We start from the raw sequence: 16,135 nt of genomic DNA on the forward strand, positions 1-16,135 counted from the left end.
GGCCGTGGCAGCGATCTGCTCCTTGGTCTCGACCTCCTTGGCCGACTTCAGGAGCGACTGCGAGACGGCCTCGGTGGCCTTCTCGATGCCCTTCTTCAGGGCCATCGGGTTGGCGCCGGCGGCAACGTTGCGCAGGCCCTCGCGGACCAGCGCCTGCGCCAGGACAGTCGCGGTGGTCGTACCGTCACCTGCGACGTCGTCCGTCTTCTTGGCGACCTCCTTGACGAGCTCGGCCCCGATCTTCTCCCAGGGGTCCTCGAGCTCGATCTCCTTCGCGATCGAGACGCCGTCGTTGGTGATCGTGGGGGCTCCCCACTTCTTCTCCAGGACGACGTTCCGGCCGCGCGGGCCGAGGGTCACCTTGACGGCGTCCGCGAGGCTGTTCATTCCCCGCTCGAGGCCGCGACGGGCCTCTTCGTCGAACGCGATCATCTTGGCCATGCTTGGTGGTCCTCCGATGAGAGACACGTAACTCGGCCAGGCGCGGTGCCCGCGACGGACGACCGGCTCCGTTCCGCCGGCCTCACCGTCCCGACCTGGCACTCGAACCTAGAGAGTGCCAACAGCGAGTCTGGCACTCGGGTGGGGTGAGTGCAAGCGGCTCAGGGTGGGCGGGGCGTCGCCGGAGGTCAGGTCAGGGCCAGGACCAGCACGAGGACCAGCACGACGACGACCGCGCCCGCCACCACGAGCGCGACGACGGGGCCCCGCGAGCCCGCCCCCGGGCCGAACGCCCCGAGGTCGGCCGGGGCGGCCGGGGCCTGCACGCGCCGGGGCGGAGCGCTGGTCCGGACTCCCGGCGCCGCCGCCCCGCGCGCCGGGGTGGCGGGAGGCCCCGCCGGGGTGCGCCGGACCGGGCCCGTCGCCGGGCGCGGGATCGGTCCGGGCGGGCGTCCCGTCCCGTTCGACGGCGGGCCGGACGGCGCCCCCGCACGGGACGGTGCCGGCGGGCGCGACGACGGGCGGCGCGTGAGGGCCGTCCGCGCGGACGCCACCAGCTCCCGGGCGCTGCCGGGACGCCGGGCCGGGTCGGTGGCCAGGGCCCGGCGGACCAGGTCGTCGACCTCGCGGCCGAGCGGCGCGGCCCCCGTGGCGGTCGCGTCGAGCACCGCCGTCGCCGCGGGCACCTCACCGACGAGATGGGCGTCGATGACCTCCGTGACCGAGCCCCGGTAGGGCGCCCGGCCCGTCAGGCACGTGAAGAGCACGCAGCCCAGCGAGTAGAGGTCGGTGCGCGCGCCGACCGGTTCGCCGCGCAGGTGCTCGGGCGCCGCGTAGGTGGGCGAGCCGAGGAAGTCCCCGCCGTGCGTGCGGTGCCCGGTCGCGCCGCGGTGGGTCAGCCCGAAGTCGGCGAGGTAGGCGTGCTCGAGCCCGCCCCGCGTCTCGACGAGCACGTTCGCCGGCTTGACGTCGAGGTGGACCAGGCCGTGGGCGTGCACGGCGTCGAGGGCGTCGGCCACCTGGTCGAGCAGGCGCAGGGCCCGCTCGGGGGCGAGCGGGCGGCCGCCGATCAGCGTGGCGAGGTCCCGGCCGTCGACGTGGCGCATGGCGATGTAGAGGCGTTCGCCGCCGGCGGCGTCCGCACGGTCGACGTCGTAGAGGGGCACGACGTGGGGGTGGTCGACGGCCGAGGTGTTGCGGGCCTCGTCGAGGAAACGGGCGCGGAACTCCTCGTCACCGGCCAGCGCGGGGTCGATCACTTTGAGCGCGACCCGGCGGTCGAGGCGGGTGTCGGTGGCGCGGTAGACGGTGCTCATCCCGCCGCGGCCGATCACGGACTCGACCCGGAACCGGCCGAGCGAGGTCCCGCTCAGATCCTCCGAGCGCGCCGGGGCGACCGACCGGGTGCCACCCGGTGTCACTCCGTCCGACGGGGGTACCGACACGGCGCCGAGGGTAGTCGCCGGGTCGCGGCGACCGGGTCCGATCGGGCCCGCCGTGTCCCGCCGGGCACGATGACCCGGTGGGCGACGACGCACGGACAGTAGGGGCACCGACAGGGGGGGCACCGACAGGCGCGCACGGGCACGACCACGGCGACCCCGCCGCGATGCGTCCGGTGGAGGAGCACGCGGCCACCGTCGCGGCCCTCGTCGCGGCCACCGGGAGCGAGACGGTCCGGCTCGCCGACGCGCGTGACCGGGTCCTCGCCGCGGACCTCGCCTCACCCCTCGCGCTGCCGCCGTTCGCGAACTCGGCGATGGACGGCTACGCCGTGCGGGCCGCGGATCTCGATCGGCTGCCGGTCACGCTCCCCGTGCCGGAGGACGTCCCCGCGGGACGCGTGGACGGTCCGCCGCTCGCGCCGGGCACCGCCCACCGGATCATGACCGGGGCACCGCTGCCCGAGGGCGCCGACGCCGTCGTGCAGGTGGAATGGACCGACGGCGGGCTGCCGGGCGCGACGGTGACGGTCGAGAGGGCCGTGGACGCCGGGCAGAGCGTGCGCGGGGCGGGCGAGGACGTGACCGCCGGGCAGGTCGTGCTGACGGCGGGCACCGTGCTCGGACCGGCGCAGATCGGGCTCGCCGCCGCGGTCGGGGCCGCCGAGGTCGTCGTGCACCGCCGTCCGCGCGTGCTCGTGCTCTCGACCGGCTCCGAGCTCGTCGCCCCCGGCGAGCCGCTGCGCCACGGCCAGATCCACGAGTCGAACGGCCCGATGCTCGCCGCGGCCGTGGACGACGCGGGGGGCGAGGCACGCCTGCTCCGCTTCGTCCCGGACGACGTCGAGGAGTTCCTCGCCACCCTCGATGCCGCGCTCGTCGAGCCCACCGACCTCGTCCTCACCTCCGGAGGAGTGAGCGCAGGCGCCTACGAGGTGGTCAAGGACGCGTTCGCCTCGCGGGGCGTCGACTTCGTCAAGGTCGCGATGCAACCGGGCATGCCGCAGGGCGCCGGTCACTACTCCCACGACGGGCACGCGGTCCCCGTCGTCACGCTCCCCGGCAACCCGGTCAGCTCGCTCGTCTCGTTCGAGGTCTTCGTCCGGCCCGTGCTGCGCGCCGCCGGATGTCACCCGCACCCGGGGCGGCCGCGGGTCCGCGCACGGGTCTCGGAGGCGCTGCGCTCGCCTGCCGGGCGGCGCCAGTTCCGCCGGGGCCGGCTCGACGCGGTGACGGGCACGGTGAGCCCGGTCGGGGCGGCGGGCTCGCACCTGCTGGCCGCCCTGGCGCTCGCCGACTGCCTGTTCGTGGTCGCCGAGGACGTCACCGAGGTCGCCGAGGACACCGAGGTGGAGGTCTGGATCCTCGACCCGATGCGGTGATCGATGTCGCGTCACCTGAACCGTTCCTGAGGCTCCGGACTGCATACGGACCCGCCGTCGAGCCGCCGGGCGAGTGCTCCTGATGGGCTGTCCGAGGGAATCGCCCTTGGACTCCTGACGAAGATCGGGCACCATGTGTGAGAACTCTCATGGCGGGGACGCCGGGGAGTTCGACCGGGGTAGTCCGATGGGCGATCGAGTGACGATCGCCGTCGACCAACCGCTTGTCGCTGGGGAGCGGACGAGCGGTTCACGCCGGGGTCGCCGTCTCGGGGGATGGCGGCCCCGGCACCTCTTCGTCCGGACACACCCCTGTCGCCGTTCGTGCACACCCCGGTTCCGCTGCGCCGTTCCTCCGCGCCGCCCGATAGGTTCGGCCCTGTCCGCACCTCGACCGAGGGATCCCCATACCGATGGTCGCGCCCGACCGCTCCCCCGCACCCGCACCCGGTGACCCCGGGGCCACCGCCCGGGACCAGCTGCCCGCGCCTCGACGACACCCCGTGCTCCACGCGGTCGACCTCGTCCGCGAGACGATCCCGCCGCTGCACCCCGGCGGCAGGCCCGTCATCGGCGCCGTCGCCGCGGGCGCCCTCGCCGTCCGGGCCGCCCGTGGTCGCGGCACGCTCGGCGCCGTCCTGACCACGGCCGCGGTCGCCGCGTTCTTCCGGGCCCCGCACCGGGCGACGCCCCGCCGGGCCGACATCGCGGTCGCGCCCGCCGACGGCACCGTCAGTGTGATCGGGGACGCCGAGGCCCCGCCCGAACTCGTCGCGAAGGGCTTCCCGGCCGGTCCACGACCCCGCGTGAGCACCTTCCTCTCGGTCTACGACGTGCACGTCCAGCGGGTGCCGGCCGACGGCCAGGTCCTGGCCGTCGAGCACCGGCCCGGCACCTTCGTCTCGGCGGACCTGCCCGAGGCCAGCGAGGCCAACTCCCGCACCTCGCTGTGGCTGCGCGACACCGTGGGCCGCGACCTGGCGGTCGTGCAGATCGCCGGGCTCGTCGCCCGGCGGATCGTGTGCGACGCCGCCGCGGGCGACGAGGTCGCGGCGGGCGAGACCTACGGACTGATCCGGTTCGGTTCCCGCGTCGACCTGCTGCTGCCGCCCGGCGCCGAGATCGGCGTCGAGACCGGACAGCGCACGGTCGGCGCGGAGACCGTGCTCGCGACCCTCCCGTCCGCGGCGCCCCGTGACGGAGGCTGAGGCCGTGCCCGCGTCGACCGCGCCCGGCGTGCGCCTGCTGCCCAACGCCGTCACCGTCCTGGCGCTGTGCTCGGGACTGTCGGGCGTGCAGTTCATGCTCAGCGGCAACGAGGTGGCCGCGGTCGCCGCGATCGCGCTGGCGGGCGTGCTCGATACCCTCGACGGCCGCCTCGCCCGGCTCCTCGACGCGACCAGCCGCATCGGCGCCGAGCTGGACTCGCTGTCGGACTGCATCTCGTTCGGGGTCTCCCCCGCGCTGATCCTGTTCCTGTGGTCGCTGCACGACCTGCGGGTCGGGTGGGTGGTGGCGCTCGTCCTCGTGGTGTCGACGGCCCTGCGGCTGGCGCGCTTCAACACGCTCTCCGACGACGCCGAGGCGCCACCGTTCGCCGGCGAGTTCTTCGTGGGTGTCCCCTCGCCCGCGGGGGCGCTGGTCGCGCTGACCCCGCTGGCGACGGAGCTGTTGCTCGGCCCGGGCTGGTGGTCGGCGCCCGTGACAGTGGCGATCTGGACGGTGTTCTCGGCCGGGCTGATGATCTCCCGGATCCCGACGTCGTCGCTCAAGAGCGTCCGGGTGCCGCCGTCCGCCGTCGCCCCGGCCCTCGTGCTGGTCGCGCTCGTCGCGGCCGCCGTCGTCGTGGTGCCGTTCGCGCTCTACCCGGTCGCGATCGTGCTCTACCTCGCGACGATCCCGTACGCGGTCTACCGCTATCGCTGGCTGGAGCGGCACCCCGAGGTCTGGCACGTGCCGCCGCGCCAGCGCCGGGCGGTCCGGCGGGCCCACCGGCGTCTCGGGCTCCTCCCGCCCCGCCGCCCGCTGCCGCGCCGCGTGGCCGGGGCGGCCGCCCGGGCGGGCCGTCGGACGATGAACCGGGACCGGGTCGGGAACGCCGGCTCCCGGCGGCTCGGGCTGCGCGGCTCCCGGCGGCGGGGTCCGGACCGCCGTGGTCAGGACCGTCGTGGGCAGGACCGCCCGAACCCGGAGCGACCCGGTCCGGAGCGGCCGAACCAGGAGCGGCCGTGACCGGGGCCCCGGTCCCGCAGGTCACGCTGACCGCCCAGCTGTCGACCTCGGCCGCCGACGCCCGCCGCGGCGTGGTCCGGCTGCACGGCGAGGTGCTCGCGGCCCTCGGCCTCGTCGCCTGGGACGCGGTCCGGGTGGTCGGCACGCGCGCGACCGTCGCCCTCGCCGCTCCGGCCACGGTCCCGGTCTCGCCGGGCACGGCCACCCTGGACGAGACCGCCATGGTGAACGCCGGGATCGTCGCCGGGACGGCCGTGGCCGTCGAGCCGGTGACGGTGACGGCGGCGCGCACGATCACGGTGGCGGGCTCGCGGCTCGCGTCCACCGCCCTCGCCCCGGAGACCGTGCGCCTGGCCCTGACCGGCAAGGTCCTCGCGCCCGGGGACACCGTCTCGCTGCTCCCCCAGGACCTCGCCCCCGTCCCCGGGGCCGACGCCGTCGGCACGCGCACCCGGCTCTCCGCCGAGCTGGGCGGCACGTGGACCACGGAGCTGGTCACGGTGGTGACCGCGGAGCCCGAACAGGGCGGGGCCTACGTCGTGGGCCCGAGCACCGTCGTGGCCTGGCAGGGCGGCCCACAGACCGGCTCGGGGGCCGATCCCGGGGCCGACGCCGCGCGGTGGACCCCGTCCGGGTTCTTCGCCGGCGCCCCGCCCGCCGGTCCCGCCGTGCCCGGGCCGACCCTCGCGGCGGCGTCCTCCGCGATCCCGGCAGCGGCCGCCACCCCCGTCGCGGCCCCGGAACCACCCCCGCCCGCGGTGAGCGACCTCGTCGGGCACCAGGACGCGGCCCGGCGGCTGCGCGAGTGGTTCGACCTGGTGTTCCGGCGTCCCGAGCTGCTGACCCGCCTGGGCGCCGCGCCGCGGCTGGGCGTGCTCGTCGTGGGGCCCGAGGGCGTCGGGCGCACGACGCTGGTGCGCGCGGTCGCCGCGGAGGCCGAGGTGCGCCTCGTCGTGCTCGACGCGCCGGCGGCCGCCGCCCTCGAGGCCGGCGCCGCCGCGGAACGCGTGCGGACGGCGTGCCGGCGCGCCCGGGAGGCCGCCACCGGCGAGGAGCGCGCCGTGCTGCTGGTGCCCGACGTCGAGGCCCTGCTCCCGTCGTCGGATCCGCCGCCGCTGGCCACGGTCGTGCTCGACGAGCTGCGCGCGGTGGTCGCCTCCGGTCGGGTCGCGCTCGTGGCCACCGCGCAGGGGCCCGAGTCGGTCGATCCGCGGCTGCGCACCCCCGACCTCGTCGACCGGGAGCTCGGCCTCGCCGCCCCCGACGACCGGGACCGCGCCGAGCTGCTGCGCGTCCTGCTGCGCGAGGTGCCGCTCGGGGCCGACGTCGACCTCGGCGTCGTCGGGACCCGCACCCCGGGCTTCGTGGCGGCCGACCTCGTCGCGCTGCGCCGCGAGGCCGCCGTGCAGGCGGCACTGCGGGGCCCCGGCCCCGAGGACGAGGACCTCCGCCTGTGCCAGGACGACCTGCTCGGCGCGGTCGCCTCCGTGCGCCCGGTCGCGCTGTCCGCATCGGGGTCGCAGACGCTGCACTCGGGCGGGCTGACCCTCGACGACGTCGGCGACATGGTCGAGACGAAGCAGGCGCTCACCGAGACCGTGCTCTGGCCGCTGAGCTATCCGGACTCCTTCGCCCGCCTGGGGGTCGAGCCGCCGCGCGGGGTGCTGCTCTACGGCCCGCCCGGCGGCGGGAAGACGTTCCTCATGCGGGCGCTGGCCGGGACCGGTCGGCTCAACGTGTTCGTCGTCAAGGGCGCGGAGCTGCTCGACAAGTACGTCGGCGAGTCCGAGCGGGCGGTCCGCGAGCTGTTCCGCCGCGCGGCGGACGCGGCACCGGCGCTCGTCTTCCTCGACGAGGTCGACGCGCTCGCGCCGCGACGGGGCGGGTCCACCGACGCCGGAGTGGCGGACCGGGTCGTGGCGGCGCTGCTGACCGAACTGGACGGGGCACAGCCGCTGCGCGACGTCGTCGTGCTCGGCGCGACGAACCGGCCCGAGCTGATCGACCCGGCGCTGCTGCGTCCCGGCCGGCTGGAGCGCCAGATCTACGTGCCACCGCCCGACGCCGAGGCCCGGACCGAGATCCTGCGTGCCGCGTCGAAGGCGACGCCGTTGGCCTCCGACGTCGACCTGGCCGCCCTGGCCGCGGACCTCGACGGGTACTCGGCGGCCGACTGCTCGGCGCTGGTCCGGGAGGCCGCCCTCACCGCGATGCGCGAGTCGTTGGACTCCACCGAGGTGACCGCCGCGCAGTTCGCCGCCGCGCGGACGGCGGTCCGGCCCTCGCTGGACCCCCGCCAGCTCGCCGACCTGGAGGCGTACGCGAACCGGGGGTGACCACCTTTGCGGGCGGCCGGATGTCACCTGACGAGCGGGCGGGGCCACTCCCTCATGCCGGCCGGACCCGGGTCAGGAACCCCGCTGAGCGTTCTGGCCCCAGTTGTTGGTGGCGATGACGATGACGCCGGGCGAGGCGTTCGCGAGGCCCGGGAAGCGCGGCTCGGAGTGGATGCCGAACGCCGCGGCGACGGCGTCCGCCGCTCCCTGCTCGCCGGTGCCGGGGCGGTAGTAGGCCGTGCTCTCCTGGATCACGCCCTGCGCGTAGTTGCCCGTCTCGATGACGTCGAAGCCCCGGGCCCGCATCTGGTCGCCCGCCTTCTCCGCGAGCCCGACGATCATCGAGTTGTTGTAGACACGCACCGGGACGCCGGCGAAGGCCGCGGGACCCCCGCCACCGCCGCCACCGGAGCCGCTGCTCCCACCACCGCCACCTGATCCGGTGCCGCCGGATCCACCAGCGCCACCGCCACTGCCACCGCCCGGCACGATCGGCGGCGCGACGGCCACCGGAGGCAGGGCGCCGACGACCGGCGGCGCGGCACCGGGGGTCGGGGCACCGGGCGCCGTCCCCGTGCCGGGGAGGCCTGCGCCGGGCTGTCCCGCCGCGGCACCGCCGGGCGGGGGCGCACCGGGCGCCGCGGCGCCGGGCTGGCCGAGCCCCGGAGCCGCACCGGTGGCCGTCGGCGGCGCGGCCGGCGCACTCGAGGTGCCCTGACCGCCCAGACTGATCAGGCCCACGACGGCGGCGATGGCTGCCACGCCGAGCAGCGCGACACCCGCGATGCGCAAGCGGGAGGCGCCGGACGCCCCGGGACCCGTCATGACCCTGCTCCCCTTCCGATGCCGGTCGGAACGCCCGTACTCACCGGGCGTCGACCTCGTCGGGGATCAGGAGAACACTAGGTCGGCTCCACACCGAGCCGACGCGCCGCACGGGCACGTTGACGTGTCTGACGCAGCCGGCGCAGTCGCTTGACGAGCATCGGGTCGGCCGCGAGCGCCTCGGGACGGTCCACGAGGGCGTTGAGGACCTGGTAGTAGCGGGTGGCCGACATGTCGAAGAGCTCGCGGACCGCCTGCTCCTTGGCGCCCGCGTACTTCCACCACTGGCGCTCGAAGGCGAGGATCTCCCGGTCGCGACGCGTCATGCCGTCGTCAGGAGCCGAGGCGTGCCGCCCGGTCAGGCCGGTGGGCAGCGCCGGGTCGGTCGAGGCTGCTGGAGCGTCCATCACTCTCCTCGGAGAGGCTCGTTCCGCCGGGCTCCGGGCCGTGCCTGCGGTGCCGACGCCGGAGATCCGTACCCGAATGACACGGGTGTCATTCCGGTGACCTCCATTCAACCACGGCCCTCCGACAACTCCCTGGCAACGCACGGCGTCACCACCGCCGCCCGCCCCCACACCCCTGATCACTACGCTGCCGCGCCGTGACCGTCCGCCCGATCGTCATCACCGGCGAACCCGTCCTGCACGCCCCGACGCGGCCGTTCGACGAGGACGAGTTCGGCTCCGCGGAGCTGCGGACCCTCGTCGAGGATCTCTTCGAGACGATGGACGCGGCCCATGGGGTCGGCCTCGCCGCGAACCAGATCGGCGTCGGGCGGCGGGTGTTCGTCTTCGACTGCCCCGACCCGGAGCTCGACGGGGAGCGGCGTCGCGGCGTCGTCGTCAACCCGTCCGTCGAGACCGACGAGGTCCCGGAGACCATGCCCGACGAGGACGATGACGCCGAGGGCTGCCTCTCGGTGCCCGGGGAGTCGTTCCCGACGGGGCGGGCGGAGCACGCCACGGTGACCGGCCGCGACGTCGAGGGCGCACCCGTCGAGGTCGAGGGCGTCGGGTTCTTCGCCCGCTGCCTGCAGCACGAGACCGACCACCTCGACGGCCTCCTCTACACCGACCGGCTGATCGGGCGGAACAAGCGGGCCGCCAAGCGGGCGGTACGCGACCAGGGCTGGGGCGTGCCCGGCCTCTCGTGGATGCCGGGCCTCGACCCGGACCCCTTCGGCCACTGAGCCCCGTTCTGACCACCCTTGTAGACACGGTGAGTGACGACACGATCACAGCAAGCCGCATCGTGGTCGCGGGCTGGCTCGTTGACCGGAGGCGGGGGCGCGGTCGTCCTCGCTGACGTCCGAGAAGACCGGGAGCGCCCCTGTGACGACGGTCCAGACCGAACCGGTGGCCGGCCCCTGTGAGGCGGGCCCCGTTCCGATGGTCGCCGGCCCCGCGATGTGGGCCGCCGAGCGCGGCACGTCGACCGCGTTCACGGTCACCGACCACGCGGTGTCACCCCCGCACCGGTCCTCGCTGACCTGGGCCGAGCTGGAGCGGGACTCCGACGACCTGGCCCGCAGGCTGCGCACGGTGGCCGGGCCCGGCGAGCGCTGCGCGATCATGCTGCCCACCGGGCTCGAGTTCGTCGTCGGCATGCTCGCCGCGGTCCGGGCGGGCCTCGTCGCGGTGCCGCTGTTCGGCCCGGACCACCGGGGGCACGCCGAGCGCGTCCGGGCGGTGCTCGAGGACTGCGCGCCCGCGCTGGCCCTGGTCACCCCGGACAGCGTCGGGGCCGTGGAGGCCACCGGCGCGGTGGGCCGCGTGCTCGCCCTCGACGGGACGACCGACGCGCTTCCCGCCCGGAGCACCGCGGACCTGGCGACCCCGGTGCCCGACGACGTCGCGTACCTGCAGTACACGTCGGGTTCCACCCGCACCCCGGCCGGCGTCGTCGTCACCCACGCGAACGTCGCCGCGAACTGCGCCCAGCTCGTCGAGGCCTACCGCCTGCACCGCGACACCAACCGCTGCGTGACCTGGCTGCCGCTGTTCCACGACATGGGGCTGGTCACCGGGGTCCTGCTGTCGGCCTGCACCGGTCTGGGCTCGGACCTCATCGACCCGGCGGCGTTCGTGCAGCGCCCCGCCCGCTGGCTCGACCTGCTCGCCGGGGCGCCCGGCGCCTTCGCCGCCGCGCCGAACTTCGCCTTCGACCACTGCGTGCGCCGGGTCCGTGACGCCGACCTCGAGCGGCTGGATCTGCGCGGGGTCGCCGCCCTGGTGAACGGCAGCGAGCCGGTCCGCCCGGCGACCATCGCGCGCTTCGCGGAGCGCTTCGGCCCGGTCGGGTTCCGGCCCGGGGCGCACCGCCCCTCCTACGGGCTGGCCGAGGCCACCGTCTTCGTCGCCACCGGCCCCCCGGACGAGGAGCCGCACGCCGTCGCCTTCGACGCCGAGCGGCTGCGGACCGGGGAGGCGGTGGCGACCGCGGCCGGCGACGACGCGGCGCGCGCGCTCGTCTCGTGCGGGTCCGCCGTCGGTCAGTCGGTCCTCGTCGTGGACCCCGCGACGCGGCGGCCGTGCCCGGACGGCTCGGTCGGCGAGCTCTGGTGCCGCGGGCCGAACGTCGCGGGGGCCTATCACCGCGGCGGCGAGCGCTCGCGGGAGACGTTCGAGGCCACGCTGGCCGAGGACGCCCGCGGCGGGCTCCCGGCCGGGCCGTGGATGCGCACCGGCGACCTCGGCGCCGTCCACGACGGGCGCCTCTTCGTCACCGGGCGACTCAAGGACATGATCATCGTGGACGGCCGTAACCACTACCCGCAGGACCTCGAGGCGACCGCCGAGTCGGCGGACCCCGAGGTGCGGCAGGGCCTGGTCGCCGCCTTCGGGGTGGACGACGGCGGCGACGGCGAACAGGTGGTGGTGCTCGCCGTCCGGCGGCACCACGACGAGGACGGCAGCGCGGCCAAGGCGGTGCGTCGCGCGGTATCCGCCCAGCACGGGGTGCCGGTGCGCGAGGTCCGCTTCGTCCCGCCGCACGAGCTCCCCCGCACGAGCAGCGGCAAGATCGCCCGCGCCGCGAGCCGTCAGGCCTACCTGGCCGCCGAGCCCGCGGGCGTCCGGTGACCCCGCCGATCGACGACCTGCGCCGACGGCTCGTCGAGCTGGTCGCGACGTGGTGCGACCTCGACCCCGCGGAGCTCGACGCGGACACGCCGCTCGAGGACCTCGGGCTCTCCTCCCGCGACATCGTGGCGCTCTCCGGCGAGATCGGCGACGAGCTCGGCGTCGACCTCCCGACGACGGTGCTCTGGGAGTCCCCGACGATCTCCTCGCTGGTCGGCGCGCTCGGCCCGGACGGACCCGACGCGGCCGCCGGCGGGCCCGGGCCGTCCACCGGCGACCCCCGCCCGGCCGCGGACGCACCGCTGGCCGTCGTCGGCCTCGGCTGTCGCCTGCCCGGCGGCGTCGACTCCCCGGAGGCGTTCTGGGAGCTCCTCGCGCGCGGCGGCGACGCCGTCGGCCCGGTCCCGGCCGGACGGTGGACCCGCCAGCCCTCCGACGTCTGCGACCGCGGCGGCTTCCTCGACGACGTCGCGGGCTTCGACGCCGGCTTCTTCGGGATCTCGCCGCGCGAGGCCGCGGCGGCCGATCCCCAACAGCGGCTGCTTCTCGAGGTCGCGCACGAGGCCCTCGCGCACGCCGCGATCGACCCGGCGAGCCTGCGCGGCAGCGCCACCGGCGTCTACGTGGGCGTGTCCTCCACCGACTACCCCGGCAGCCCGGGCGAGCCGTGGCACGCCACCGGCACCTCCGCCGCCGTCGTCGCCGGGCGGCTCGGCTACGTGCTCGACCTGCGGGGACCGGCGCTCACCGTCGACACCGCCTGCTCCTCCTCCCTGGTCGCGCTGCACCAGGCGGCCCACGCCCTGCGCGCGGGGGAGATCGACCTCGCGATCGTGGGCGGCACCAACGTGCTCGCGACCGCCCAGGGCCAGGCCTCGATGGAGGCCCTCGGGGCCCTCTCGCCGCGGGGTCGCTGTGCCCCGTTCGACGCCGCCGCCGACGGCATCGCCCGCGGTGAAGGCGTCGGAGTGGTCGTCCTCGAGCGCCTCGCCGACGCGCGGCGCGACGGCGACCGGGTGCTCGCGCTGCTCGCCGCCACCGCCGTGAACGCCGACGGGCACTCGCAGGGCCTGACCGCGCCGCACCCGGGTGCGCAACGTGACCTGCTGACCGCCGCGTACCGCACGGCGGGTCTCGACCCGGCGACCGTCGACTACGTGGAGGCCCACGGCACCGGGACCGCGCTCGGCGATCCCATCGAGGCGGGCGCCCTCGGCGCCGCGCTCGGGGCGGGCCGGTCCGCGGAGCACCCGCTGCTCATCGGGTCGGTGAAGTCCAACGTCGGGCACACCGAGGCCGCGGCGGGCATCGTCGGGCTGATCAAGGTCGTGCTCGCCCTCGGCCACGACCGGCTGCCCGCGACCCTGCACCAGGACGAGCCCACTCCCCACGTGGACCTCGCCGGGACCGGGTTGCGTGTCGTCGGGCACCCCACCGCATGGCCGCGCCACGGCGGACGGGCGAGCGCCGGGGTGTCGGCGTTCGGCTTCAGCGGCACCAACGCGCACGCCGTGCTCCTGGAGGCTCCGGCGGCACCCTCGTCCCCCGCACCCGCACCGTCCGGCGACCGGCCCGTCGTCGCCCTGCTCTCCGCCGCCGACGACGACCGCCTGCACGAGGCGGCCCGCACCCTGGGCCGGTGGCTGGGCGACCGGCCCGCCGGGGCGCGCCCGGCCCCGGTGGACGTCGCGCACACCCTCGCCCGCCGCGACGCGACCTCGGGCCGCACCGGCAGGCGACGACGGCTCGCGGTGGTCGCCACGGACCACGAGGAGCTCGCCGCGCGGCTGACCGGCGCCGGAGCGCTCGGCGCCACCACCGAGCCGGACCCGACCGCCGGACCGGGCGTGGTCTGGCTCTTCGGCGGCCACGGCTCCTGGTGGCCCGGCACCGGAGCGGGCCTGCTCGACGGCGAGCCCGCCTTCGCCGCGGCCGTCGCCCGCCTCGACCCGTCGTTCGTCCGGTACGCCGGACGGAGCCTCACCGCGTTGCTCACCGACCCCCCGCCGGAGTCCGATCTCGCGCGCACCCAGCTCGCCGTGTGCGGCGTGCAGCTCGCGCTCGCCGCGACGTGGCGCGCCGCCGGGGTGGAGCCCGCGGCCGTCGTCGGGCACTCCATGGGTGAGGTCGCGGCCGCCGTCACGGCGGGCGCGCTGACCGAGGACGCGGGAGTGCGGGTCATGGCGGTCCGCGCCCGGCTGCTCGCCGAGCTGGACGCGGCCGGGGACGGCGCCATGGCGTCGGTGGAGCTCACCCCCGCCGAGCTCACGTCGATCGCGGGCGACGCGGGCCACGCGGTGGAGATCGCGGTGCACGCCGCACCCGACCAGCTCACCGTCTCCGGGCCCGCTCCCGCCGTGCACCGCGTGGTCGACGCCGCCCGCGGGTGGGGCCGCACCGCGCGGATCCTGCCGCTGGGCGTGGCCTGCCACACCGCGGCCGTCGAACCGGTGCGGGCCGCCCTGCGCCGCGAGCTCGCCGACCTGGACGTCCGGCCCGCGACCGTGCCCTGGTACGACACGACCGGCGACGACCCGCGACTGACCCCCGTCGGCGACGCCGCCCACTGGGCCGACGCGGCCCGGCACCCGGTGCGCTGGAGCGACGCCGTCGCGGCCGCCGGGGCCGACGGGCACGCCCGCTTCCTCGAGCTCTCGCCGCACCCGGTGGTCCTCGGGGCCACCGCGCGCACGCTCGCCGCGGGCGGGACCGAGCCGGTCCTGCTGTCCTCGGTGCGCCGCGGCGACGACGAGGTACGGGCGCTGCGCACCGCGCAGGCGCAGCTGCACGTCTCCGGCGTGGCGGTCGACTGGGCCGCGGTGCTCCCGTCCGGGCGGGTCGTCGACCTGCCCGGGCCGGTCTGGCGCCACGAGACGTTCTGGGCGGAACCGGCCGACGCGGTTGCGCCCACCGCGGTCCCGGCCCCGGCCGGGATCAGCGCGCACCCGCTGCTCGGGGCCCACCAGGAACTGCCCGGCGGGTCGGCCGACGTGTGGCAGACGCAGGCGGGTCGGGAGGACCTGACCTCGGCGCGGCTGCGCGAGCGGGTGCTCGCCGCCGCGGAGCACCGCCACGGTCCCGGCGGGGCCCTCCTCGACGAGCTGCACCACCTCGCGGACCCCGGACCCGGATCGGCAGGCCGGGGCGCCGCGCTCAGCACGCTCGCGCGCCGCGACGGCACCGTCGAGGTGCACCTGCGCACCGCGGACGGCGACTGGGTCCCGCTCGCCACCGCGCGGACCAGGGCCGGGACGCCCCGGGACGGGGTGACCCACGACGCCAGGTCCCGGCTCGACCGCGTCCGACGGGTCGCGGCCGACGTCCTCGGCCTGGACGAGCGGCGCCTCGACGTCGACGCCGACCTCATCGCGATCGGGCTGGACTCGCTCGGCGCCCTGCGACTGCGCCGCCTCCTGGACGCCGAGCTCGGCGTGGTCATCACGGTGGCGCAGCTGCTCGCCCAGGCGACGGTCCGGCGACTCGCGCAGGAGCACGGACCCGAGACGCCCACGGTCGCGCGGGGACCCGCCGTCCGGGCCGCGATCCCCACGGAGCTCCCCGCGGTCACCGTGCTGCGCGAGGGCGGGCCCGGGGTGACCCCGCTGCACCTGTTCCACCCCGCGGGCACCCCGACCTCGGTCTACGGACCGCTCGTCGCCGGGCTGCCCCGGGACGTGCCGTGCCTCGGCCACGAGCGCGCCGCGTCCCCCGGGCCGGTCACCGGGCGGGTGCGCGGGCACCTGGCCGAGCTGCGACGTCTCCAGCCGGCGGGCCCGTACCGGCTGTTGGGCTGGTCCTTCGGCGGTGTCCTCGCCCAGGAGGCGGCGGTCGCGCTCACCGCCGACGGTCAGGAGGTCGAGATCGTCGCCCTGGTCGACGCGCTGCGGCCGTCCGCCGCGCCCGGCCAGGACCTCTCGGGCGATCCGCGGGCGTTCACCGCGGGACGGCTCTCCCGGCTGGTGCGCCACCTCGAGCACACCCACGACACCGTGCTCGCGATCGACCTCGACGGGCTGGCCGAGCTCGACGAGGACGACCAGCTCGAGCGGCTCGTCCGCGCCCTGAGCCAGGCCCCGGAGCCGTGGGGGCCCGCCGCACTCGAGCACCAGCGGACCTCGATCCTCGACGCCCGCGACGCCGAGATCCACGTCCCGGGACGGCTCACGGTGCCCGCGGTGCAGTACCGCGCGCTGCACCCGTGCCCGGACTTCGAGGTCCTCGACCCGCGTTACAACCGCCTCGGACCCGACGGCGGGTGGGGCGCCTCGGTGGCCGACCTCGAGGTCGTCGGGCTCGACACCGACCACCTCGGGATCATCGACCCGCCCCACGCCCACACCATCGCCCGCGACCTCGCCGCCCGATGGGGCGCGCTGGCAGGGCGGAGCCGGTGA

The 16,135-nt window shown here is 76.7% G+C and carries 11 protein-coding genes; 7 read left to right on the forward strand and 4 right to left on the reverse strand.

The window, feature by feature from the left end; translation table 11 throughout:
- Together VGI02_RS07405 and VGI02_RS07410 are read right to left on the reverse strand one after the other, a co-directional pair.
- Positions 1-441: TCP-1/cpn60 chaperonin family protein (locus tag VGI02_RS07405; RefSeq protein ID WP_331626650.1), on the reverse strand; the 441-nt coding region annotated here is incomplete at its 3' end.
- A gap of 188 nt (positions 442-629) precedes the next feature.
- A complete protein-coding gene (locus VGI02_RS07410) occupies positions 630-1,886 on the reverse strand; it encodes a serine/threonine-protein kinase (RefSeq protein WP_331626651.1) in 1,257 nt (418 codons plus the stop codon).
- 164 nt (positions 1,887-2,050) lie between these two features.
- Between VGI02_RS07410 and moeA the strand changes: the two genes are divergently transcribed.
- The 4 genes from moeA to VGI02_RS07430 all read left to right on the forward strand — a co-directional run bounded on the left by moeA (position 2,051) and on the right by VGI02_RS07430 (position 7,833).
- Positions 2,051-3,265 (forward strand): molybdopterin molybdotransferase MoeA, encoded by a 1,215-nt coding sequence (moeA, locus tag VGI02_RS07415; RefSeq protein WP_331626652.1) that lies wholly within the window; start codon positions 2,051-2,053, stop codon positions 3,263-3,265.
- Between the two features lie 413 nt (positions 3,266-3,678).
- Entirely contained in the window at positions 3,679-4,473 is a 795-nt protein-coding gene (locus tag VGI02_RS07420) for a phosphatidylserine decarboxylase (protein ID WP_331626653.1), read from the forward strand.
- A 4-nt stretch (positions 4,474-4,477) separates the two neighbouring features.
- Positions 4,478-5,497, forward strand: coding sequence for a CDP-alcohol phosphatidyltransferase family protein (locus tag VGI02_RS07425; RefSeq protein WP_331626654.1), 1,020 nt, complete (start codon positions 4,478-4,480; stop codon positions 5,495-5,497).
- Positions 5,494-7,833, forward strand: coding sequence for an AAA family ATPase (locus VGI02_RS07430; protein WP_331626655.1), 2,340 nt, complete (start codon positions 5,494-5,496; stop codon positions 7,831-7,833). The genes VGI02_RS07425 and VGI02_RS07430 overlap by 4 nt, the downstream gene beginning before the upstream one ends.
- A 72-nt stretch (positions 7,834-7,905) precedes the next feature.
- Here the strand turns inward: VGI02_RS07430 and VGI02_RS07435 are convergent, their stop codons facing one another.
- Both VGI02_RS07435 and napA read right to left on the reverse strand, forming a co-directional pair.
- Positions 7,906-8,658, reverse strand: a complete 753-nt coding sequence (locus tag VGI02_RS07435; RefSeq protein WP_331626656.1) for a LytR C-terminal domain-containing protein — start codon at positions 8,656-8,658, stop codon at positions 7,906-7,908.
- Between the two features lie 77 nt (positions 8,659-8,735).
- Positions 8,736-9,065, reverse strand: a complete 330-nt coding sequence (napA, locus tag VGI02_RS07440; protein ID WP_414638213.1) for a nucleoid-associated protein NapA — start codon at positions 9,063-9,065, stop codon at positions 8,736-8,738.
- Positions 9,066-9,262: 197 nt separating this feature from the next.
- Between napA and VGI02_RS07445 the strand changes: the two genes are divergently transcribed.
- The 3 genes from VGI02_RS07445 to VGI02_RS07455 all read left to right on the forward strand — a co-directional run bounded on the left by VGI02_RS07445 (position 9,263) and on the right by VGI02_RS07455 (position 16,135).
- A complete protein-coding gene (locus VGI02_RS07445) occupies positions 9,263-9,850 on the forward strand; it encodes a peptide deformylase (protein ID WP_331626657.1) in 588 nt (195 codons plus the stop codon).
- 142 nt (positions 9,851-9,992) lie between these two features.
- Positions 9,993-11,741: a fatty acyl-AMP ligase gene (locus VGI02_RS07450; protein WP_331626658.1), complete on the forward strand. Its 1,749-nt coding sequence runs from the start codon at positions 9,993-9,995 to the stop codon at positions 11,739-11,741.
- Entirely contained in the window at positions 11,738-16,135 is a 4,398-nt protein-coding gene (locus tag VGI02_RS07455; RefSeq protein ID WP_331626659.1) for a beta-ketoacyl synthase N-terminal-like domain-containing protein, read from the forward strand. Before VGI02_RS07450 ends, VGI02_RS07455 begins: the two co-directional genes overlap by 4 nt.

Origin of the sequence: Actinomycetospora sp. (genome assembly GCF_036497245.1) — a bacterium.
In the GTDB taxonomy this organism is placed as follows: domain Bacteria; phylum Actinomycetota; class Actinomycetes; order Mycobacteriales; family Pseudonocardiaceae; genus Actinomycetospora.